This is a genomic window from Agromyces zhanjiangensis (genome assembly GCF_040496055.1).
GTDB lineage: Bacteria > Actinomycetota > Actinomycetes > Actinomycetales > Microbacteriaceae > Agromyces > Agromyces zhanjiangensis.
In genome coordinates, this window is record NZ_JBEPKB010000004.1 from 348,520 (window position 1) to 369,498 (window position 20,979).

Here is a 20,979-nt window from a genome sequence, read left to right on the forward strand (position 1 = left end):
GCCCTCCCGCACCGGATGCGGGAGGGCCGAACGGTTCAGCCGCGGGTCAGCGGAACAGGTGGGCGCCCAGGTGGTCGCCGGCCTTCTCCGCCGCCTTCGACGAGGCCTTCGCCGTGCCGTTCACGGACGACGTCGACATCGCGTAGGTGAGGACCGCGTGCGCGATGGCGTCCGCCATGTCGCCGAGGCCCTGCTGGTTGACGTTGCTGATCGCGCCCTCGTACTCGAGCGCGCCACCGTACGCGGCGTTCAGCGCCTCGTACAGCTCGGCGTCCGCGCCGTCGCCGATCGGGTCCAGGCTGTCGCAGGCCTGGTGGTAGCACGGGTCGTACGACACCGGCTGGCCGTCGAACTCGGCGAGGCCGCCGTAGAGCCCGACCTGCTCGGCCGTCTTCGCACCCTCGGCCCCGGTGAAGAGGCCGCCCGCCGGGATGCCGGCGGAGATGAAGGCGTCGTAGTCCGAGCGCCCGTCGAACGCCGTCGGCTCGGAGGCGACGCCGATCGACTCGAAGAAGTCCGAGAAGAGGTGCTCGATGTCGTCGCTGCCACTCGGGCCCTTGATGCCGAACGCGTCACCGTCGCCGTCGTAGACGAAGTTCGCGTAGTTGGGCGAGCCGACCATGTCGAAGTTCAGGTAGAGCTCGACCCGGTTCGCCTGCTGCTTCGAGAGCGAGTCGACATAGAACTGGGACCCGAGCAGCCCGGCCTCCTCGGCGCCCCACCAGGCGAACCGCACGGCGTTGCGCGGCTGGATGCCGAGCTCCGCCATCTGCAGCGCGGTCTCGAGGATCGCACCGGAGCCCGAGCCGTTGTCGTTGATGCCCGCGCCGCTCGACACCGAGTCGAGGTGCGCGCCGGCCATGATGACGCGGTCCGTGCGCCCGGTCGGCGTCTGCGCGATGAGGTTCTGCGTCGGCACGTCGAGCTCGATGAGCGTGTCGGTCTTCAGGTGCATCACGACCTCGCCGGAGGCGAGGAGCGAGGCCAGCTCGTCGCCGATCGCGAACGAGGTGCCGACGACCGGGATCGGGTCGGAGAAGGCATCGCCGAGGGTCGCGTTCAGGGTCTCCTGCCGGCCGTCCTGGCCTTCGTTGAAGATGATCACGCCGCTCGCGCCCGCGTCGTACGCGTTCTCCGCCTTGAGGGAGAAGTTGCACGTGCCGCGCTGGACGAGCGCGATGTTCCCGGCCGTGAACCCGTCGAAGTCGGAGGCCTCGCACCCGCTCGACGAGGTGTTCGCCGAGGAACCCGGCGGCAGCACGAGGTCGACCGCCTCGAGCGGCGCGGTGACGTCGCCGCTGCCCGAGTACTCGGCCGTGACGAAGTCCTCGAAGAGCACGTACGACGTCGGATCGGGCGAGACGCGGTCCATCTCGGCGTCGCTCAGCTCGGTGAACGAGTTGAAGGTGAAGTCCTGCCTGGTCGTGATGTAGCCGGCGGCATCGAGGACGCCCTCGATGTAGTCGATCGACGCGCCGTAGCCGGGCGTGCCGCTCGCGCGCGTGCCGCCGTTGGCGTCGGCGATGGCCTGCAGCTCCGCCAGGTGCGCCATGATGCCGTCGGAGGTGACGGCGTCCTGCAGCGCGGTCGTGTTCGTCGGTACCGCAGCCTGGGCTCCGGTCGCGGTCAGTGCGATCGCCGCGGTGGCGGCGACCGCGGCGAACGTGGCATTCCGAGTTCTTCTTCGCACGGGTCTCTCCATGGGGGTGGTCAGAACCGGGGGCACGGTGCCGTCCGGGACGTCCGGCGTCGCCGGCGTAGCGAAGCCGGATCGACTCACCTTTTCCCGGCGAGCGGAGAAGGTCAAGGGGTGGACAGGGGACGCGCGTGCCGTTGCGCGCTCAGGCCGCTGAGGCGCAGGAGATCGTCGTCAGGCGCCGGATCGTTGCGCAGCTGGTCGGCTGCGCGGTGGGGCTGCGGACGCAGCCGCCGGCCGCCGCGCCGTGTGCCGGCCGTCGGGCACCTCGACCGGAGGGATGTCAGGCAGTTCGATCGGGGTGGTCGATGCGACCAGGTCGATCGGCGACGTGCTGGTCGTCGGGAGCTCGACGGGCCGCGTGATCGGCACGGCGATCGCCGCGGTCGGCGCCGCCGCGTAGGAGAGCGCGAAGCGCGGCATCCGCCCGCCCACCGGATGGCGCACGACGCGCAGGCCGCGCGCGGCGATCAGCCAGCCGAGGCCGACCAGTGCCGCGATGCCCGCTGCCGCGGCGGCCACGCCCAGCGCCCACCGGGGCCCCCAGGCGTTCGCGACGGCGCCCACGATGGGGGCGCCGATCGGCGTGCCGCCCGACAGGATCGCCATGTACAGGGCCATCACCCGGCCGCGGAGCAGCGGGTCGGTCGTGGTCTGGACGTAGCCGTTCGCGGTGGTCAGCATGGTCACGACCGTGAAGCCGATGAAGACGGTCGAGGCCGCGAACAACCAGTACGACGGCATGACCGCGGAGACCGTCGCTGCGATGCCGAAGAAGGCGACCGCGCCGATGATGACGCGGATGCGGGCCCGCTCGCGCTTGGCGGCGAGCAGCGCGCCGGTCAGCGACCCGATCGCGAGGATCGACGACAGCAGGCCGTACTCTCCGGCGCCACGGCCGAACTCGACCGCCATCGTCGAGGAGAAGATCGGGAAGTTCATGCCGAACGCCCCGACGAGGAACACCATCACGAACACGACCACGAGGTCGGGGCGCCCGGCCACGTACCTGAAGCCCGCGACGAACGCGCCCCGCTCGCGGGGTGCCCGCGGCATCCGTCGCAGGTTCGAGCGCTTCAGCTTCGCGAGCGCGACGAGGACCGCGATGAACGTGACCGCGTTGATGACGAAGACCCACCCGGTGCCGACGAGCACGATGAGCACGCCCGCGAGCGCCGGGCCGATCATGCGCGCCGCGTTGAACGACGCCGAGTTGAGGGCGACCGCGTTCGACATGTTCGACGACGAGACGAGGTCGGCGACGAACGTCTGGCGGGCGGGGATGTCGACGGCGTTCACGATGCCGAGGAGGCCGGCGAAGACGTAGAGGTGCCACAGTTCCGCGTGTCCGAGGATCAGCAGGAGCCCGAGTGCGAGGCCGAGCACCATGAGCGCCGACTGCGTGAACATCAGGATCTTCCGGCGCTCGAAGCGGTCGGCGATGAGGCCGGTCACGGGCACGAGCAGCAGCTGCGGCGCGAACTGCAGCGCCATCGTGATGCCGACCGCGAGCGCGTCGTTGTCGGTGAGCTCGGTGAGCACGACCCAGCTCTGGGCCGTGGCCTGCATCCACGCGCCGATGTTCGAGACGAGCGCGCCGATGAACCAGATGCGGTAGTCGACGGAGGCGAGGGAACGGAACATGGATCTCACTGGTCGGTGAGCCTCCTGAGGATGTCGGTGGCGGCGGCGAGCGTGTCGCGCTCGTCGGGGGTCAGGGCGGCGAACCGCTTGGCGAGCCAGGCGTCGCGACGGCGTCGGGTCTCGCGGACGATGGCCTCGCCCTCGTCGGTCGTGCGGAGCAGGACCTTGCGGCCGTCGTCGGGCGAGCCCTCGCGGACGAGCAGGCCCGAGTCGACGAGGCAGTTCACCGTGCGGTTCATGGATGGGGGAGTGACTCGCTCGAGCTCGGCGAGGCGGCCGGGCGTCAGCGGGCCCTCGCTCGCGGTCCAGGCGAGCGCGGCGTACTGCGTCGCGCTGAGCTCGGCGTCGGCGCGCTCCTGGCGGATGCGACGGGCGAGCCGCATGACCGCGAGACGGAGCTCGGTGCTCTGCTCCGCGAGGGTGGAGCGTCGCACGCGTGGGGGCGCCTGGGCGGAGGTGTCAGTCACATCGTTAGCATAACAAATTAGCGTGCCTAATGATTCCGCATGGACTCCGGTCGATTCCGGCCCGACGCGTGTCGGTAACCGGCCTGAAACACCGGGCTGGAAGCGTAGGCGCATGGGAAGCCTCTTCGACGGGTACGCGGCGACGCGATCGCGCAAGCGGGCTCGCGCCCGACCGTGGGACGAGATGTTCCCCGCCGACGCCGTGACCGTGCGCGAGCCGTATCGCGAGTTGTACCCGGCCCTCGCCCGAATGACGCAGGACGAGCTCCGCGGCCGAACCGACGCGCTCGCGAGCAGCTACCTCGCGCAGGGCGTCACCTTCGACTTCGCCGGCGAGGAGCGGCCGTTCCCCCTCGACGCGGTCCCACGGGTCATCGCGGCGAGCGAATGGAACGTCGTCGAGGCGGGCGTCGCGCAGCGCGTGCGTGCGCTCGAACGCTTCCTCGGCGACATCTACGGCCGGCAGGACGCCGTGCGCGACGGGGTGATCCCGGCCGCCCTCATCAGCTCGTCGAACCACTTCCACCGGCAGGCGGCCGGGATCGAGAGCGCGAACGGCGTGCGCATCCACGTCGCCGGCATCGACGTGATCCGCGACGAGCGCGGCGACTGGCGCGTGCTCGAGGACAATGTCCGCGTGCCGAGCGGCGTCAGCTACGTCATCTCGAACCGACGCGTCATGGCGCAGACGCTCCCGGAACTCTTCACCTCGATGCGCGTGCGCCCGGTCGGCGACTACCCGAACCGCCTCCTCCAGGCGCTCCGCGCGAGCGCGCCCGAGGGAGTGGACGACCCGACGGTGGTCGTGCTCACGCCAGGCGTCTACAACTCGGCCTACTACGAGCACACGCTCCTCGCCCGGCTCATGGGCGTCGAGCTCGTCGAGGGCCGCGACCTGTTCTGCTCGGGCGGGCGCGTCTGGATGCGGACGACAGCGGGTCCGACGCGCGTCGACGTGATCTACCGGCGCGTCGACGACGAGTTCCTCGACCCGCAGCAGTTCCGTCCCGACTCCGTGCTCGGCGCGCCCGGCCTCATGCTCGCGGCGCGCCTCGGTCACGTCACGATCGCGAACGCGGTCGGCAACGGCGTCGCCGACGACAAGCTCGTCTACACGTACGTGCCCGACCTCATCAGGTACTACCTCGACGAGGAGCCGATCCTGCCGAACGTCGACACCTGGCGGCTCGAGGAGCCGGAGGCGCTCGCCGAGGTGCTCGACCGCCTCGACGAGCTCGTCGTGAAGCCCGTCGACGGGTCGGGCGGCAAGGGCCTCGTGGTCGGGCCGGACGCCTCGAAGTCGACCCTCGCCGAACTGCGGGGCCGACTGCTCCAGGACCCGCGCGGCTGGATCGCCCAGCCGGTCGTGCAGCTCTCGACGCTCCCGACGCTCGTCGAGGACGGCATGCGCCCCCGGCACGCCGACCTGCGGCCGTTCGCCGTGAACGACGGCGACGACGTGTGGGTGCTGCCCGGCGGACTCACGCGGGTCGCGCTGCCCGAGGGGCAGCTCGTCGTGAACTCGAGCCAGGGCGGCGGGTCGAAGGACACGTGGGTGCTCGACGACTCGGTCACGACCGGGCCGATCGCGGGCCTCGTGCCCAGCCCGCGGCCCGAGGTGATCGGCACCGTCCACGGTGCCGGCGGCCGCGTCGGCACGATCGTCGCCGACCAGGCGACCGGCATCGCGAGCACGCCCACCACGGCGACGGGGATCGCGAACGCCACGGCGAACGCCACCAGCCCGATCGCCGAGGTCGAGCAGGCCGTGCACCACCGCGGACACCGGCCCGAGTCCTCCCCGCAGGACGAGGATGCCCCGGTCCGGCAGCAGCAACAGCAGCAGCAGCAACAGCAGCAGGGTCCACCGATCCCGCACACCCGACCGGAGGTGCCGTCATGCTGAGCCGCATCGCCGAGAGCCTGTTCTGGATCGGCCGCTACATCGAGCGCAGCGACGGCACCGCGCGCATCCTCGACGTGCACCTCCAGCTCCTCCTCGAGGACCCCTGGATCGACGAGGACTCCGCGTGCCGCGCGCTCCTCGCGGTCATGGGGAGCGAGCCGAACGAGGACGTCGCGCTCGGGCCGCAGGACGTGATCGCGCTCCTCGCCGTCGACCCGCACCATCCGGCCTCCATCGCCCACTCGGTCATCGCGGCCCGCGAGAACGCGCGCCGCGCGCGCGAGATCGTGTCGACCGAGCTGTGGGAGGCGCTGAACCACACGTATGCGCGCATGCCGCGGCACGTGGCATCCGACAAGACCCACGAGTTCTTCCGCTGGGTGCGCGACCGGGCCGCACTCGCCATCGGCGTGGTCGACTCGGCCTCGAGTCGCGACGAGGCCTGGCACTTCTTCAACCTCGGCCGCTCGATCGAGCGCGCCGACATGACCGCGCGCCTGCTCGCGACGCGATCGCTCACCGAGGCGAGCGGCCCGAGCTGGACGACGATCCTCCGCAGCTGCGGCGGCTACGAGGCCTACCTCCGGAGCTATCGCGGCGTGCCGTCGACGCTCTCGGCGGCGGAGTTCCTGCTGCTCGACCGGCTGTTCCCGCGCTCGATCATCTCGAGCGTCATCCGGGCCGAGGAATCGCTCCGCGAGATCGACCCGCGGGCCGGTCGCGTCGGGGTGACCGACCAGGCGCAGCGGCTGCTCGGGCAGATCCGCTCCGAGCTCGAGTACCGGCCGATCGGCGACATCCTGTTCGACCTGGCCGGGAACATGGAACGCGTCCAGGAGGTCGTGTCGGCGGCGAGCGACGCGATCCGGCAGCGCTACTTCCCGACGAGCGTCGTGCCGGTCTGGATCGGGGAGGTCTCATGAGTCGGCTCCGCATCGTCCACCGCACCGGGTTCGCCTACGCCGAGGAGGCCACCGCGTCGTACAACGAGGCGCGGATGCTCCCGCACTCCGGCGGCGAGCAGTTCGTGCTGCACGCGAGCCTCGACATCCGGCCCGGCGCCACGCAGCACGCCTACCTCGACTACTGGGGCACGCGCGTGTCGACGTTCGAGGTGCTGACCCCGCACCGTGAGCTCTCGGTCACGGCGACGAGCGTCGTCGAGGTGCGGCCGCTGCCGGGCCGCGGGCCGGAGCCGACGTGGGACGAACTGGCCGCGATCCGCGCGTCCAGCGTGCCGTTCACCGAGTACACGACGCAGACGGATGCCACGGAGCCGCCGTCCGAGGTCGCCGCGCTCGCCGCGGAGATCGCGGCCGAGGGCATGCCGGTCGGCGAGACCGCGCTCGAGATCTCGCGTGCCGTCGGCGACGCCGTCCAGTACGTGACGGGCGTGACCGGCGTGAACTCGACGGCCCGCGAGGCGTGGGCCGAGCGCAAGGGGGTCTGCCAGGACATCGCGCACCTCGCGGTCGGCGCGCTGCGCTCGGTCGGCATCCCGGCGCGGTACGCCTCCGGGTACCTGCACCCCGACCGCGACGCACCCGTCGGCGCCACCGTGACGGGGGAGTCGCACGCGTGGGTCGAGTGGTTCGCCGGCACGTGGCGCGGGTACGACCCGACCAACCTCGCCGAAGTGGGCGAGCTGCACGTGCTCGTCGGCCGCGGCCGCGACTACGCCGACGTCGCCCCGCTCCGCGGGGTGTACGCGGGCCCGTCGTCGTCCGAGCTGTTCGTCTCGGTCGAGGTGACCCGCGAGTCCTGACGCGGGCGTCCCGACCGCGAGTCCCGACGCTCGGTCGCCCGGGCCTGCGAGGATGAGCGCATGCCGACGTTCACCGACCCGCATGGCGTGCGAATCCACTACGAGTCCTGGCGCGTGCCAGACCCGGTCGCGGTCGTGCAGCTCGTGCACGGCGTGGGCGAGCACATCGGCCGCTACGGCGCGCTCGTCGAGGCGCTGAACTCGGCCGGGTACTCCGTCTGGGCCGACGACCACCGCGGGCACGGCCAGACCGGCTTCGAGCAGCACGGCGGCGACCTCGACCGGATGGGTCGGCTCGGGCCGGGCGGGCTGCGTGCGGCGATCCACGACGTGCACCTCTTCACCGGGATCATCCGCGAGACCGAGGGCGACGAGGTGCCGCTCGTGCTCCTCGGGCACTCGTGGGGGTCGCTGATGGCGCAGATCCTGTTGGAGCGGCACCCCGACGACTGGGACGCGGTGGTGCTCACGGGCACCGCGTACCGCACGCCGATCCACATGAACTCGGGCGACCTGAACCGCCGCCATCGGCACCTCGGGACCACGGGCCTCGAGTGGCTCTCGCGTGACCCGGCGGTCGCCGAGGCGTTCGTGGCCGACCCGTACACGACCGCGGTGCCGCTGCAGCAGCTCTTCGGGCTCATCGAGGCGGCCCGCCTGCTCGGCCGCCCCGGGCGCAACCTCCCCGACGAGCTGCCGCTGCTCATCATGGTCGGTTCCGACGACTCGCTGGGCGGCGAGAAGAGCGCGCTGAAGCTCGCGACGGCCTACGCCGCGCGCGGCGGCCTCGCCGACGTCACGCTCACGGTCTACGACGGAGCCCGGCACGAGATCTTCAACGAGACGAACCAGGAGGAGGTCCGCGGCGACCTCATCCGCTGGCTCGACGAGCGCTTCGCGGTCGACTGAGACCGGTCGACGGATGCCGCGTCAGCGCGCCGTCGGCAGGTTGAACCCGATGAGCCGCGGCTGCATCCGCCCCTCGAGCAGCTCGAACCGCACGGGCGTGAGCCCGCAGTTCTCGACCTCGGGGAACAGGTCGCGGTAGCGGTCGGGGTCGATGCCGAGCCAGTCGCACAGCAGCAGCCGCATGAGCGTGCCGTGCATCACGACGAGCACGCGGTCGCCCTGGCGGGAGGCCGCCGACCCGCCGACCGTGCCCGGCCCGATGCCGAACTCGTCCACGAGCTCCTGCAGCGCGGGCTTCGCGCGGGCGATGCCCTCGACCCCCGCTTCGCCGCCGGGGAGCGGCTGTCTCGCGGGGTGGCGTTCGAACGCGGCCCACTCGGCGGGCATCCGCTCGGCGAGCTCGCTCGGTCCGAGGCCCTCGCCGGCGCCGAAGTCGATCTCGACGAGGCGCGGGTCGGTGCGCAGCTCGAGTTCCGCGGCGTCGGCTGCGGGCTGGGCGGTGAGCCGCGCGCGGCTGAGCGTCGACGAGACGACCGCCGAGAGCCGCGCGCGCGACGCCCACTCGGCGAGCTCGTCGGCCTGGGCGAGCCCGTGCCCGGTGAGCTCGATGTCGGACGAGCCCGCGTAGCGGTGCTCGCCGTGCCACACGGTCTCGCCGTGTCGTGCCAGGTACAGCGTGGTCATCTCGGCGTCCCCCTCGCAGCCGGACGGATGCTCCGTGGCCGAGCCTACGCCCCGGGTGCGCGCCGCCGCGGGATCCGTAGGCTTGGGGGCATGCACGGTGAGTACAAGGTTCCCGGCGGCAAGCTCGTGGTCGTCGACTTCGACCTCGTCGACGGGGCGATCCGGAACGCGCGCGTCGCGGGCGACTTCTTCCTCGAACCCGACGAGGCGCTGGGCGACCTCGACCGGGCGCTCGACGGCCTGCCCGCGGCATCCGATGCCAAGCAGATCGCGGCCGCGATCGCGAAGGGGCTGCGTCCCGACGCCGTGATGCTCGGGTTCTCGGCCGAGGCGATCGCCGTGGCGGTCCGCCGCGCGATCACGGATGCCCGGACCTGGTCGGACTACGAGTGGGAGATCGTGCACGACCCGGCCGTGCCGCCGCGGGTGCACCTCGCGCTCGACGAGGTGCTCGCGACACGCGTCGGCGAGGGCCGGCGCAAGCCGACCCTGCGGTTCTGGGAATGGGAGGAGTCGGCGGTCGTGATCGGCTCGTTCCAGTCGGTGCGGAACGAGGTCGACCCGGATGGCGCGGCCCGGTACGGGTTCGACGTGGTCCGCCGCATCTCGGGGGGCGGCGCGATGATGATGGAGAAGGGCAACGTCGTCACCTATTCGCTGTACGTGCCGGCCGAGCTCGTGCAGGGCATGAGCTTCGCGGACTCGTACGCGTTCCTCGACGACTGGGTGCTGCAGGGCCTGCGTTCGCTCGGCATCGAGGCGACGTACCAGCCGCTCAACGACATCGCGAGCCCGGCCGGCAAGATCGGCGGTGCGGCACAGAAGCGCTTGGGCTCCGGCGGCGTGCTGCACCACGTGACGATGGCGTACGACCTCGACAACGCGAAGATGCTCGAGGTGCTGCGCATCGGGCGCGAGAAGCTCAGCGACAAGGGCATCGCCTCGGCGGCCAAGCGCGTCGACCCGCTGCGGTCGCAGACGGGCCTCGCGCGCGCCGAGATCATCGACCGGCTCAAGGAGACGTTCGCGGGGCTCTACGGCGCGACGCCCGGCTCGGTCACCGAGGACGAGCTCGCCGAGGCCGAGGCGCTCGTCGCGTCGAAGTTCTCGACGGAGGACTGGCTGCAGCGCGTCCCCTGAGGTGCGCGGTCGGGCCCGGCGGGCGTGCCGTCGCCGGCCTGCGGGCCGCCCGAACGCGCGGGCCTGTGGAAGCCCTGAACGTGAGGCGGAGTCAGGGCGTCTACAATCGCCGGGTGGACTGGTGGATGATCGTCATCATCGCCGGCGCGGCGATCGCGTTCGGCGCGATCGCGGTGCGCAAGGGGTGGATCGACCTGTCCGACAAGACCAAGACGGGCAAGCCGAGCGGTTCCGCCGTCATGATGATCGGCGACGAGGTCTTCGCGCCGCGCAAGTACGAGGCGCAGGTCGAGGTCGACCGCCAGGCGCGGCTGCCCGTTCCCGCGCCCGTCCCCGGCGACGGCGACAAGGGCATCGCCTTCGCGGCGGCCGACGCCGATGACGACGATCCCGACCGGTTCCGCGGTCGCATCCGGCTCGACGTCGAACGCTGACCCCGGCATCGTCGATCGGCCGCCGCGTCCACGGTGCACGGGGTCGGCAGGCGGATGCCGCGACGCCCGCTACGCGTCAGTGAGCGTCGAGCCCCAGTCCCGCGCGCGCTCGAGCTCGCCGTCGGCGATCGGGCCCGAGTAGCCGTGCACGCCGAAGGTCTTCGGCGCATCGACCGGCCGGAAGCCCTTCGCGACGAGCGCCTTCATCGCCTTCTTCGCGGCCGACCCGGGCAGGCGAGGCTTGACGGTCCGCGTGTCGAACGTCGCGACCGCGATCGCCGAGGACGGCGGGGCGAGTTCGTCGATCCATTCGCGGATGCCCTTGGCGGGGATCTCGGTCGCGCCCTGCTGGCGTGCGTTGTTCCTGGTCGACGCGGTCGACATCGAGAACGCGTGGGTCGGTCCGCCGACGATCACGAGGTCGATCTCGGGATCGATCGCGGCCGGAGCCTCGGTCGCGGTCACGAGGTCGACCCGCTCGACGCCTGCGCTGCCGCGCAGCCCCTCGGCCGCCGCCTCGGCCAGGGCGCCCGTGTTGCCCCAGATCGTCTCGTACACCACCAACGCGCGCATCGTCCCGTTCCCCATCGCTCCCCGAGTCGGCGCCGCCGAGCGCCCATCGCCGCGCGATCAGCGTAGGGCGAGCCGGTCGGGGTCGACCGGGACCTTCGACCGGCGGCCCCGTGCGCCGGTCACCGTGCGGTCGCGCCGGCCTCGGTCGGGACGGCCGGGCAGCCGAGGTCGCCCGCGACGGCGCGCATCGCGGCCGACGCCGTCTCCACGGTCATGAGTGCGTTGCCGCCGACGATGTGCAGGCCGTACGCGTCCTCGAGTGCGACGAACGTCATCGCGAGCCGGTCGTCGTCGAGCCGGGGGGTGAACGTCCCGCTCTCGCGCCCCGCTCGGAAGATCCGCCGGTAGGTGTCGAGCTGGCGGAGGTAGAGCTTCTGCACGAGTTCGTCGTGGAGCGCCGACTTGCCGGCGAGCACGTCGAACTCGTAGAGCAGGCTCATGAGCGCGTCGTCGGGCCCGCTCGGCAGTCCGCCCTCGATGGCGGCGGAGAGCTGTTCGCCCGGGTCGTCGAGCTCGGCGATGCGGGCGTCGCGGGCGTCGCAGAAGCGCTCGATGCCGGCGGCGTGCGCCTCGACGAGCAGCGCGTCGAGGTCCTCGTAGTAGTAGAGGATCGCGCCGCGCGTCAGCCCCGCGTGCGCGGCGACGTCGGTGAGCGAGAGGGACCGGAGCCCGTGCCGGTGCCCGGCGTCGTACGTCGCCTGGATGAGCGCGTCGCGGCGGGCCCGCTGGTTGCGCGGTCGAGCCATTCCTTGACACTAGCCGATCGCCCTGCCACACTCGTCGAGTTCATTGACGCTAGTGTCAAATAACTGGGTGACCAGCGTCATCGCCCCCGGAACACGACGTGCTCCCGACGAAGAGAGACCGACATGACCACACCGCCCACCCTCGACACCGCCGCCACGACGACGCACGGCGCGAAGCTCTCGCGTACGCTCGGCGTCGGCGGCAACGTGCTCATCACGCTGTCCGGCATCTCGCCCGCGTCCAGCGTCTTCATCCTCGGCGGCGCCGCCCTGGCCACCTACGGCACCGGCGTCTTCTGGGGCTTCGCGCTCGCCGGCGTGATCAGCCTGCTCATCGCGTACTGCTACGCCGAGCTCGGCTCGCGGCATCCGATCGCCGGCGGCGACTACTCGCTCGTCAGCCGGGTGCTCGGCCCGGCGTCCGGCGCCGCGGTGTTCCTCATCAGCCTCGTGACGCTGCCGCTCATCGTCGCGATCTTCGCGCTCGGCGTCGCCGACTACCTCGGCGTCGCGATCGTCGGCCTCGACCCGCTGTGGACGGCGATCGTGGTCATCGCGCTCGCCACCGTCACCGCGTGCTTCAACATCCGCGCGAACGCGTGGGTCACCGGCGCCTTCCTCGTCGTCGAGATGGCCGCCCTCGCCCTCCTGGCCGTGCTCGGCCTCGTGCACGTGGAGCGCCCGATCACCGACCTGCTCGACCCGCAGGCGCTGGACGCCGCCACCGGCGGGCTCGCCCCGCTCGGCATCGCCGGCCTCGTCCTGGCGATCACGCAGGGAATCTTCTCGTACAACGGCTACGGCGGGGCCATCTACTTCGCCGAGGAGACGCGCAACGCCCGCCGCTCGATCGCCCGCGCGGTCATCTGGAGCGCCGTCATCACGGTCGTCGCCGAACTCGTGCCGCTCACCGCCATCCTGCTCGGCGCCGACTCGCTCGAGGACCTCTTCGGTGCGGCGCTGCCGGTCGAGACCTTCCTCTCCGCACGCTCGGGCGACGCGATCACGATCGTCGTGCTCGTCGCCGTCGCGCTCGCCATCGTCAACGCCATCATCGCGATCGCGCTGCAGTCGGGCCGGCTGCTCTTCGCCGCCGCACGCGACCGCGCCCTGCCCGAGCCCGTCGCCCGGCCGCTCGCGACGATCTCGCCGGCCACGCGGATGCCGGTCGCGGCCACCGTCGTCATGGGCGTGCTCGCACTCGCCGCCTGCTTCATCCCGTTCGACGTGCTCCTGAACGCCACCGGGTCGACGCTCGCCTTCAGCTACGGCTTCATCGCGCTCGCCGCACTGGTCGTGCGTCGCCAGACGGATGCCGCGGCGCGCGCCGGCGAGGACGTGACGGGCACGTTCCGCATGCCGCTGCACCCGCTCGCCCCGGTCGTCGCGCTCATCGCGATCGCGGCGATCTTCGTCATCGGCGTGCTCGACCCCGCGCAGTGGGCCAGCCTCGGCATCGCGATCGGCATCGTGGTCGCGGGCTTCGCGTACTACGCCCTGTACCTGCGCCGGAACCCCGGCACCGCGCACCTGCTCGCGGCCGAGGACGACGAGTGGGAGCCCGCGAAGTGAGCCTCGACCTCCTCATCACCGGGGCGCGCGTGCGGACCTTCGACCCGAGGGTCCCGTGGGCGGGCGCCGTCGGGGTCGCCGACGGCCGCATCGCCTGGGTCGGCGACGTCGCCGACGCACCCCGGGCATCCCGCACGGTCGACGCCGCCGGTCGGCTCGTCACGCCAGGCGTGATCGACAGCCACAACCACCTGCTCCTCGGGTTCGACGAGGACGCCGTCTCGCTCGAGGGTGCGACCTCGCTCGCCGAGGTCCGCCGGCGCATCGCGGCGTTCGCCGCCCGCCGGCCCGACCTCGCGTGGATCTGCGCCGAGAACGCCGTGTACTCGATCGTCGAGGGTCGCCGGCCGAACGCCGACGACCTCGCCGGGCTCGATCCGCTCGGCCGGCCCGTGTTCGTCACGACCTACGACCAGCACTCGGTCTGGCTCGACGCGAACGCGCTGCGCGCCCTCGGCGTCGCCGGCGGCGGCGACCTCGCGTGGGGCAGGGCCGAACGCGACCCCGCCGGCACCGCGACCGGCTGGGTGACGGACTTCTACACGAGCGCGATGACGGTCGCCGGCCTCGCGGCCCTGCAGCGCGACATCCCGATGTACTCGCCCGAGCGGCGGTACCGGAAGCTGCGGGGCAGCATGCGGATGGCGACCTCGCTCGGCATCACGACCGTCGTCGAGCCCCAGGTGCCGCTCGCCGAGCTGCCGCTCTTCGAGCGCGCGCTCGCCGAGGGCGTGCTCACCTCGCGCGTGATCGCGGCGCTGTTCCATCCCGTCGGTGCGGATGCCGCGTTCCGGGCCGAGCTCCGCGACGCCGTCGACCGCACGGCCGCCGAGCCGGACGCCGACGGGTTCCTCCGGCTCGGTCCGCTGAAGCTGTACGCCGACGACGTCATCGAGCCGCACACCGCGCTCATGCTCGAGGACTACGCGAACCGGCCGGGCGTGCGCGGGCGGCCGTCCTATTCCGGCGACGCCGGGCGGGAGCTCGTCGGCGTCGTCACCGAGCTCGACCGCCTGGGGTTCCAGACCCACACGCACGCGACGGGCGACGGCGGCATCCGCCTCGCGCTCGACGCGATCGAGCAGGCGGCGCGCACCAACGGCACGGTGGACCGCCGGCACGGGATAGTGCACGTCGAGTGCCTGCACCCCGACGACCTGCCGCGGTTCGCCGCGCTGGGTGTGACGGCCGCGATGCAGCCGCGGCACTGCTCGCCCGACCTCGTCGCCGGCACGTGGATGGCGAACGTCGGCGAAGAGCGCTGGAGCCGGGCGTGGCGGTTCCGGAGCCTCATGGACTCCGGCGCCACGGTCGCGTTCTCGAGCGACTGGCAGGTGGGGGAGATGGACCCGCTGGTCGGGCTCTACTCCGCCGCGACGCGCGCGGGGCTCGACGGCGCTGCGGCGTGGACGGCGCCCGAGCGCGTGAGCCTCGATCGGGCCCTCGAGGCGTACACGGCCGACGGCGCCCGCGCCTGGCACCTGGAGTCGTCGCGCGGCCGGCTGGCCCCGGGCATGGACGCCGACCTCGTCGTGTGGTCGGGTGACCTGTACGACCACGCGCACGAGACGGCCGGGCTGCTCGCCGAGCATGCCGAACTGACCGTCGTCGGCGGGCGGGTCGTGCACTCCGCAGGCGCCGTGGCGGACGCGGTGGGCGGCTTCGCCGCGGACGACCCCGTCGCCTCGGGGGCGCACGCCCCGGACGAACACGTGCACGTCCACTGAACCGCGCCGTCGGGGAGCGCTGGCAGACTTGAGCGGTGTCCGCCGACGAACCCGATCGCGTCATCCACGCCGACAACCTCGACGTGCTGCGATCGTTCCCCGACGGCCGGTTCACGCTCGTCTACCTCGACCCGCCGTTCAACACGGGCCGGTCGCAGGCGCGGCAGTCGCTGCGCCACGTGCGGCGGGGCGGGGCGGATGCCGCGGCCGGGGCATCCGTCACCGACCGCGACGACGTCGCCGAGCCGGCGCCGCCGCGCCGCCTCTCGGTGACCGGCTTCGCCGGCAACCGCTACGAGCGGATCCGCGGCGACCTGCTCCGCTACGACGACCGGTTCGACGACTACTGGGGCTTCCTCGAGCCGAGGCTCGTCGAGGCGTGGCGGCTGCTCGCCGACGACGGCACGCTCTACCTGCACCTGGACTACCGCGAGGCGCACTACGCGAAGGTGCTGCTCGACGCGCTGTTCGGGCGCGAGTGCTTCCTCAACGAACTGATCTGGGCGTACGACTACGGCGCGAAGTCGAAGCGGCGCTGGCCGACCAAGCACGACACGATCCTCGTCTACGTGAAGGATCCGGAGGCGTACTTCTTCGACTCCGAGGCGGTCGATCGCGAGCCGTACATGGCGCCGGGGCTCGTCACGCCCGAGAAGGCGGCACGCGGCAAGCTGCCGACGGACGTCTGGTGGCACACCATCGTCTCCCCGACGGGCCGTGAGAAGACGGGCTACCCGACGCAGAAGCCCGAGGGCGTGCTGCGCCGCATCGTGCAGGCCTCGAGCCGGCCGGGCGACTGGGTGCTCGACGCGTTCGCCGGGTCGGGCACGACCGGCGCCGTGGCGCGCTCGCTCGGCCGTCGCTTCGTCCTCGTCGACGAGCACGCCGACGCCATCGAGGTCATGCGACGCCGGTTCGCGGATGCCCCGGGCATCCGCTTCGACGCCTGACGCGCCCGCCCGCCCGTGTCCGCCCGCGTCCGCCCGCCCGCGCCCGCGCCCGCGCTCACTCCAAGTGAGGTTTCTGCGTCTGAGGCGATTCTCGAAGCCCGCTCCGCCACAGAAACCTCACTTCGAGTGCGAGGAGACACGGCCGCGGTGGCCCGAGCAGCTCCGGGGCCGAACGGCGCTACGCCGACGCGCGGCGCACGAGCCGCGTCGGCATGATGTTGCGGTGCGGCACGTCCTCGCCGGCGAGCAGCCGCAGCAGGAGGTCGGCCATCATGTAGCCCATCTCCTCCGACGGCTGGTAGACCGTCGTGAGCGGGATGGCCGACGAGGTCGCGGCCGGGCTGTCGTCGTAGCCGACCACGGCCACGTCGTCGGGCACGCTCCGGCCGCGTTCGCGCAGCACCGCGAGCGCGCCGGTCGCCATGAGGTCGCTCGCGACGAACAGCCCGTCGAGGTCGGGCTCGCGGTCGAGCAGGCGCCGCGTGGCGGCGACCGCGCTGGCGACCGAGAAGTCCGCCTGCTCGACCGCGTCCGCCGGCAGGCCCGCGGTCTCCATCGAGCGGCGGAAGCCCGCGAGGCGGTCGACCGCCGCGGGCATGTCGGGGGGACCCGTGATGGTGCCGATGCGCTTGCGCCCGATCGCGATGAGTCGCTCGGTCGCCGTCATCCCGCCCTCGAGGTTGTCGACGTCGACGAAGATGTCGTCGTCGGCGATGTTCGGCGGGCGACCACCGAACACCATGGGCATCTCGTGCGCGGCCTCGTGCAGCGAGTGGTCGCCCTCGTGGTGCGAGACGACGAGCGCGCCGTCGACGACACCCGAGCGGAGGTAGCGCACGGTCTTCCGGTTCGGGTCGCTCGTCGAGAGCAGCAGGTTGAGCAGGTACTCGCTGTCGTCGAGTCGGCGCGTGATGCCCTGCACGATCGCCGCGAAGTACGGGTCGCCGAAGAACCGGGTCGTGTCCTCGGGCACGACGAGCGCGATCGCTCCGGACGTGCGGCTCGCGAGCGAGCGCGCTGCGCGATTGGGCACGTAGTTGAGCTTCGCGATCGCCGCGGTGACGGCGCGCGTCACCTCGGGCGAGACCTTGGGCGAGCCGTTCACGACGCGACTGACCGTCGCGCGCGACACGTTCGCCTCGCGAGCGACCATCTCGAGGGTCGGCGCGGACGAACGCGCCCCGGTCCCGGTTGCCCCCTGCATGCTGCTCAGTCTATTTCCGGCAGTGATGGTGCGTCGGTCCGAGGCGCGTTCGTCGGTCGCTCAACGCGTGGATGCCGCGGGCAGACCGCGCTCGCGGATGACCCGCTGGTAGGCGAGGCCGCTGTCCTTGATCGTGCGTTCCTGGGTCTCGTAGTCGACGCGGACGAGGCCGAATCGCTTGTCGTAGCCCCACGCCCACTCGAAGTTGTCGAGGATCGACCAGTAGAAGTAGCCGTGCACGGGCGTCCCCTCCCCGATCGCGTCGAGGACGGCGTCGAGGTGACCCAGCAGGAAGCCGGTGCGCTCGGCGTCGTGCACGGCGCCGTCCGCCGCCACCTCGTCGTCGTAGGCCGCGCCGTTCTCGGTCACGAACAGGCGCACGCCGGCGGGGCCGGTGTACTCGCGGTGCACGCGTCCGAGCAGTTCGCGGAGCCCGTCGGGCTGGACCTCCCAGCCCATGACGGTGCGCGGCAGGCCCTGCGAGTGGAAGTGCACGCCGTCGGCGGCCGGGAACGGGGACCGGGTCGGGCGATCGGTGGGCGCCTGGCCCTCGAGCGGTTCCGCGGCGGGGCGGTCGCTCACGTACTCGCCGTGGTAGTAGTTCACGCCGAGCGCGTCGATCGGAGCGGAGATGACCTCGAGGTCGCCCGGCTCGATCGCGTCGCGGAGGCCGAGGTGGCCGACGTCCGCCAGGAGGTCGCCGGCATAGTGGCCGCGGAAGATCGGGTCGAGGAAGACCCGGTTGAACTGCCCGTCGATGCGGCGGGCCGCGTCGACGTCGCCGGGGTGCTCGGGGTCGACGGGTTCGGCCACCGTGAGGTTCAGCGTGATGCCGAGATCGAGCGACGCGTCGCGCTCGCGGAGCGACTGCACGGTGAGCCCGTGGCCGAGCATCAGGTGGTGGGCGGCGCGGAGCCCCGCTCCGACGTCCTGGCGGCCCGGCGCGTGCGCGCCCGCCGTGTAGCTGAGGAACGACGAGCACCACGGCTCGTTGAGCGTCGTCCACACCTTCACGCGGTCGCCGAGCGCGTCGTGCATCGTGAGCGCGTAGTCGCGGAAGCGGTACGCGGTGTCGCGATTCGTCCAGCCGCCCTGCTCCTCGATCGCCTGCGGCAGGTCCCAGTGGTACAGCGTGAGCCACGGCAGGATGCCCTGCTCGAGGAGCTCGTCGACGAGGCGCGAGTAGAAGTCGACGCCCTTCGGGTTCACGGGCCCGCCGTCGGGGTGCACCCGCGACCAGGAGGTCGAGAACCGGTAGGTGTCGAGGCCGAGCTCCCGCATGAGCGCGACGTCGTCGCGGTAGCGGTGGTAGTGGTCGCACGCGACGTCCCCGTTGTCGGCGTCGACCACCGCACCGGGCACGCGGCTGAAGGCGTCCCAGATCGAGTCGGTGCGGCCGTCCTCGTGGGCGGCGCCCTCGATCTGGTAGGCGGCGGCGGCGGCGCCGAGGAGGAAGCCCTCGGGGAAGCGGCGGAGGGCCGCCGGCGCGGTCGCGGTCGCGGCATCCGGCGTCGCGGAGGTGATGGGCTGGATGGTGGTCATCCCTTGACGGCTCCTTGCATGATTCCTGAGACGAGCTGCTTGCCGGCGACGACGAACAGCAGGAGGAGGGGAATGGTCGACAGCAGCACGCCCGCGAGCACGATCGAGTAGTCCACGAAGTGGTTGGACTGCAGGAGCGAGAGCGCGACGGGGAGGGTCGGGTCGCGGCGGTCGAGCACGATGAACGGCCAGAAGAAGTTGTTCCACGCCGTGACGAAGGTGAAGAGGCCGAGCATGGCCGCGGCCGGGCGGGCGGCGACGACGCCGATCGTCCAGAAGGTGCGGATCATCGAGGCCCCGTCGACGCGGGCCGCCTCGATCAGCTCGTCGGGCACGGCCTGGCGGAGGTACTGCGTCATCCAGAACACCCCGAACGCGCTCGTGATCGCCGGGATGATGATCGCGCCGATCTGACCGGTCCAGCCGAGGTCGGCGAACAGGATGTAGAGCGGAACGACGCCGAGCTGCATGGGCACGGCCATGGTGGCGACCACGAACACGAGCAGGGGCTTCGAGCCGCGGAAGTGGAGCTTGGCGAACGCCCAGCCCGCCAGCGTCGACGTGACGACCACGGCCGCCGCGATGAGCGCCGAGCTGTAGATCGAGTTCCACAGTGCGGGCCAGAAGTTCACGGCCGGGTCGTTCACCACCGTCTGCGCGTTCGCGATGAAGTTGCCGCCGGGCAGCCAGGAGAAGTTCGGATCGTTGATGGTCGACGAGTCGCCCGACCCGATCAGGAACGACCAGTAGAACGGGAACAGCGAGGCGATGAACACCACGCCCAGGCCGACGTACACCCAGAGGCCCGCCCGTCGGCCCTTGATGCGGGTCGTCCGGTTGTGCGTTCGCCGGGGCGTCTCGGGGATGCTCGATTCGACGATGGACAGGGCGGCGGGCGAGTTCAGGGAGCTCATGCGCGCACTCCCTTCTGCTTCTTGGCCTTCGGGCTGCGCCCGCCCTCGTCGCGGACGAGGGCCCGGGTCACCGCGAGGTTGATCAGGCCGATCACGAGGATGATGAGGAAGAGGATCCACGCCAGTGCGGCCGCGCGGCCGAAGTTCCACTCGCCCCAGCCGATGTTGTAGAGGAAGAGCGTGATCGTGAGCCACTGCTGCGCGGGGCCGCCCTCACCGGTGTTGTCGAACATGCGCGGCTCGTCGAAGATCTGGAGGCCGCCGATCGTGGAGGTGATGATGACGAAGATCAGCGTCGCCTTGAGCGAGGGGAGCGTGATGCTGAGGAACTGGCGGAACGGCCCGGCGCCGTCGACGGTGGCCGCCTCGTAGTAGTCGCGGGGGATCGCCTGCATCGCGGCGAGGAGGATCAGCGTGTTGTAGCCCGTCCAGCGGAAGTTGACCATCGTCGCGATGGCGACGTGGCTCCAGAACGGGTCCTTGTGCCAGGGGACGGCGGGCAGGCCGAGGTCGGTGAGGACGCCGTTCACGAGGCCGTGGACGTCGCCGAACATGTTGCTGAAGATGAGGGCGACCGCGACGGGCGCCATGACGAAGGGCACGAGCACGCTCATGCGCCAGAACGTCTTCGCCCGGATGTTGCGATCGAGCATCGCGGCGATGAAGATCGCGGCGATGAGCTGCGGCACGCTCGAGAGCAGGAAGATGCTGAACGTGTTGCGCAGCGCCGTCCAGAACTGCGGGTTCTGCAGGATCCAGGCGTACTGGTCGAGGCCGATGAACTCGCCGGAGTTGCGGACGAGGTCCCAGTCCATGAGCGAGATGACCGCCGTGTAGCCGATCGGGAAGAGGCCCACGACGGCGAACATGATGAAGAACGGCGAGATGTAGAGGTACGGCGAGAACTTCAGGTCCCACCGGCTGAGGTGCTGGCGGAAGCCGAGCACGCGGACCGGGCGGGATGCCGGCTCGGCCCGTTCGGGCTCGGGTGCCGACACGATCGGGCGCGTCTGCGTCGAGGTCACGATGGCTCCGTATCGGGTGGATGGATGCGGCGGGGGCGGGGAGGCGGGGGGGGGGGGGGCGGGCGCGGCGCCCCCCCCCCC

19 protein-coding genes are annotated in these 20,979 nt (G+C 71.8%); 9 read left to right on the top strand and 10 right to left on the bottom strand.

Going from position 1 to position 20,979, the window contains the following annotated elements; all coding sequences use genetic code 11:
- Window positions 1–46: 46 nt before the first annotated feature.
- From ABME02_RS10765 to ABME02_RS10775, 3 genes are all read right to left on the bottom strand, one after another.
- Window positions 47–1,690, bottom strand: coding sequence for a M28 family peptidase (locus tag ABME02_RS10765; RefSeq protein WP_353815305.1), 1,644 nt, complete (start codon window positions 1,688–1,690; stop codon window positions 47–49).
- Between the two features lie 180 nt (window positions 1,691–1,870).
- Window positions 1,871–3,340, bottom strand: a complete 1,470-nt coding sequence (locus ABME02_RS10770) for an MFS transporter (protein WP_353815306.1) — start codon at window positions 3,338–3,340, stop codon at window positions 1,871–1,873.
- Between the two features lie 5 nt (window positions 3,341–3,345).
- The gene (locus ABME02_RS10775; RefSeq protein WP_353815307.1) at window positions 3,346–3,807 is read right to left on the bottom strand and encodes a MarR family winged helix-turn-helix transcriptional regulator; all 462 of its coding nucleotides are present in this window, start codon (window positions 3,805–3,807) and stop codon (window positions 3,346–3,348) included.
- Between the two features lie 112 nt (window positions 3,808–3,919).
- Between ABME02_RS10775 and ABME02_RS10780 the strand changes: the two genes are divergently transcribed.
- From ABME02_RS10780 to ABME02_RS10795, 4 genes are read left to right on the top strand one after another with little or no spacing between them, the layout of a single operon-like run.
- Complete coding sequence (locus ABME02_RS10780) at window positions 3,920–5,713, top strand: circularly permuted type 2 ATP-grasp protein (protein WP_353815308.1); 1,794 nt, start codon at window positions 3,920–3,922, stop codon at window positions 5,711–5,713.
- Window positions 5,707–6,636 carry an alpha-E domain-containing protein gene (locus tag ABME02_RS10785; protein WP_353815309.1) on the top strand — a complete coding sequence of 310 codons (930 nt, stop codon included), beginning with the start codon at window positions 5,707–5,709 and terminating at the stop codon, window positions 6,634–6,636. Before ABME02_RS10780 ends, ABME02_RS10785 begins: the two co-directional genes overlap by 7 nt.
- A complete protein-coding gene (locus tag ABME02_RS10790; RefSeq protein WP_353815310.1) occupies window positions 6,633–7,478 on the top strand; it encodes a transglutaminase family protein in 846 nt (281 codons plus the stop codon). The genes ABME02_RS10785 and ABME02_RS10790 overlap by 4 nt, the downstream gene beginning before the upstream one ends.
- Before the next feature lie 60 nt (window positions 7,479–7,538).
- A complete protein-coding gene (locus ABME02_RS10795; protein ID WP_353815311.1) occupies window positions 7,539–8,387 on the top strand; it encodes an alpha/beta fold hydrolase in 849 nt (282 codons plus the stop codon).
- A 21-nt stretch (window positions 8,388–8,408) separates the two neighbouring features.
- Here ABME02_RS10795 and ABME02_RS10800 read toward each other — a convergent pair whose 3' ends face one another.
- Window positions 8,409–9,071, bottom strand: a complete 663-nt coding sequence (locus ABME02_RS10800) for a histidine phosphatase family protein (protein ID WP_353815312.1) — start codon at window positions 9,069–9,071, stop codon at window positions 8,409–8,411.
- 90 nt (window positions 9,072–9,161) lie between these two features.
- On the opposite strand from ABME02_RS10800, the gene lplAB reads away from it, so the two are divergent.
- Window positions 9,162–10,211, top strand: coding sequence for a lipoate-protein ligase LplAB (gene lplAB / locus ABME02_RS10805; RefSeq protein WP_353815313.1), 1,050 nt, complete (start codon window positions 9,162–9,164; stop codon window positions 10,209–10,211).
- Window positions 10,212–10,324: 113 nt separating this feature from the next.
- The gene (locus ABME02_RS10810; protein WP_353815314.1) at window positions 10,325–10,645 is read left to right on the top strand and encodes a hypothetical protein; all 321 of its coding nucleotides are present in this window, start codon (window positions 10,325–10,327) and stop codon (window positions 10,643–10,645) included.
- Window positions 10,646–10,714: 69 nt separating this feature from the next.
- Here the strand turns inward: ABME02_RS10810 and ABME02_RS10815 are convergent, their stop codons facing one another.
- A complete protein-coding gene (locus tag ABME02_RS10815) occupies window positions 10,715–11,218 on the bottom strand; it encodes a hypothetical protein (RefSeq protein WP_353815315.1) in 504 nt (167 codons plus the stop codon).
- 119 nt (window positions 11,219–11,337) lie between these two features.
- Window positions 11,338–11,964: a TetR/AcrR family transcriptional regulator gene (locus tag ABME02_RS10820; RefSeq protein WP_353815316.1), complete on the bottom strand. Its 627-nt coding sequence runs from the start codon at window positions 11,962–11,964 to the stop codon at window positions 11,338–11,340.
- 123 nt (window positions 11,965–12,087) lie between these two features.
- On the opposite strand from ABME02_RS10820, the gene ABME02_RS10825 reads away from it, so the two are divergent.
- Genes ABME02_RS10825 through ABME02_RS10835 form a run of 3 tightly spaced genes read left to right on the top strand, consistent with a single transcriptional unit; the run spans window position 12,088 to window position 16,213 of the window.
- The gene (locus tag ABME02_RS10825) at window positions 12,088–13,536 is read left to right on the top strand and encodes an APC family permease (RefSeq protein WP_353815317.1); all 1,449 of its coding nucleotides are present in this window, start codon (window positions 12,088–12,090) and stop codon (window positions 13,534–13,536) included.
- Complete coding sequence (locus ABME02_RS10830) at window positions 13,533–15,263, top strand: amidohydrolase (RefSeq protein ID WP_353815318.1); 1,731 nt, start codon at window positions 13,533–13,535, stop codon at window positions 15,261–15,263. Before ABME02_RS10825 ends, ABME02_RS10830 begins: the two co-directional genes overlap by 4 nt.
- Before the next feature lie 35 nt (window positions 15,264–15,298).
- Window positions 15,299–16,213, top strand: a complete 915-nt coding sequence (locus ABME02_RS10835; RefSeq protein ID WP_353815319.1) for a DNA-methyltransferase — start codon at window positions 15,299–15,301, stop codon at window positions 16,211–16,213.
- Between the two features lie 178 nt (window positions 16,214–16,391).
- On the opposite strand, the gene ABME02_RS10840 is transcribed toward ABME02_RS10835, so the two are convergent.
- Genes ABME02_RS10840 through ABME02_RS10855 form a run of 4 tightly spaced genes read right to left on the bottom strand, consistent with a single transcriptional unit; the run spans window position 16,392 to window position 20,898 of the window.
- Window positions 16,392–17,417 (bottom strand): LacI family DNA-binding transcriptional regulator, encoded by a 1,026-nt coding sequence (locus ABME02_RS10840; protein ID WP_353815320.1) that lies wholly within the window; start codon window positions 17,415–17,417, stop codon window positions 16,392–16,394.
- A gap of 60 nt (window positions 17,418–17,477) precedes the next feature.
- Complete coding sequence (locus tag ABME02_RS10845; protein WP_353815321.1) at window positions 17,478–18,959, bottom strand: GH1 family beta-glucosidase; 1,482 nt, start codon at window positions 18,957–18,959, stop codon at window positions 17,478–17,480.
- Window positions 18,956–19,873: a carbohydrate ABC transporter permease gene (locus ABME02_RS10850; protein WP_353815322.1), complete on the bottom strand. Its 918-nt coding sequence runs from the start codon at window positions 19,871–19,873 to the stop codon at window positions 18,956–18,958. The genes ABME02_RS10845 and ABME02_RS10850 overlap by 4 nt, the downstream gene beginning before the upstream one ends.
- Window positions 19,870–20,898: a carbohydrate ABC transporter permease gene (locus ABME02_RS10855; protein WP_436408254.1), complete on the bottom strand. Its 1,029-nt coding sequence runs from the start codon at window positions 20,896–20,898 to the stop codon at window positions 19,870–19,872. Before ABME02_RS10855 ends, ABME02_RS10850 begins: the two co-directional genes overlap by 4 nt.
- Window positions 20,899–20,979: the final 81 nt, after the last annotated feature.

Excerpts from the sequence above, each read along its gene's own strand:
- ABME02_RS10825 (WP_353815317.1), top strand. The coding sequence starts at position 12,088 with ATGACCACACCGCCCACCCTCGACACCGCCGCCACGACGACGCACGGC.
- lplAB (WP_353815313.1), top strand. The coding sequence starts at position 9,162 with ATGCACGGTGAGTACAAGGTTCCCGGCGGCAAGCTCGTGGTCGTCGAC.
- ABME02_RS10815 (WP_353815315.1), bottom strand. The coding sequence starts at position 11,218 with ATGCGCGCGTTGGTGGTGTACGAGACGATCTGGGGCAACACGGGCGCC.
- ABME02_RS10840 (WP_353815320.1), bottom strand. The coding sequence starts at position 17,417 with ATGCAGGGGGCAACCGGGACCGGGGCGCGTTCGTCCGCGCCGACCCTC.
- ABME02_RS10800 (WP_353815312.1), bottom strand. The coding sequence starts at position 9,071 with ATGACCACGCTGTACCTGGCACGACACGGCGAGACCGTGTGGCACGGC.
- ABME02_RS10820 (WP_353815316.1), bottom strand. The coding sequence starts at position 11,964 with ATGGCTCGACCGCGCAACCAGCGGGCCCGCCGCGACGCGCTCATCCAG.
- ABME02_RS10850 (WP_353815322.1), bottom strand. The coding sequence starts at position 19,873 with ATGAGCTCCCTGAACTCGCCCGCCGCCCTGTCCATCGTCGAATCGAGC.
- ABME02_RS10770 (WP_353815306.1), bottom strand. The coding sequence starts at position 3,340 with ATGTTCCGTTCCCTCGCCTCCGTCGACTACCGCATCTGGTTCATCGGC.
- ABME02_RS10790 (WP_353815310.1), top strand. The coding sequence starts at position 6,633 with ATGAGTCGGCTCCGCATCGTCCACCGCACCGGGTTCGCCTACGCCGAG.
- ABME02_RS10845 (WP_353815321.1), bottom strand. The coding sequence starts at position 18,959 with ATGACCACCATCCAGCCCATCACCTCCGCGACGCCGGATGCCGCGACC.
- ABME02_RS10795 (WP_353815311.1), top strand. The coding sequence starts at position 7,539 with ATGCCGACGTTCACCGACCCGCATGGCGTGCGAATCCACTACGAGTCC.
- ABME02_RS10780 (WP_353815308.1), top strand. The coding sequence starts at position 3,920 with ATGGGAAGCCTCTTCGACGGGTACGCGGCGACGCGATCGCGCAAGCGG.
- ABME02_RS10785 (WP_353815309.1), top strand. The coding sequence starts at position 5,707 with ATGCTGAGCCGCATCGCCGAGAGCCTGTTCTGGATCGGCCGCTACATC.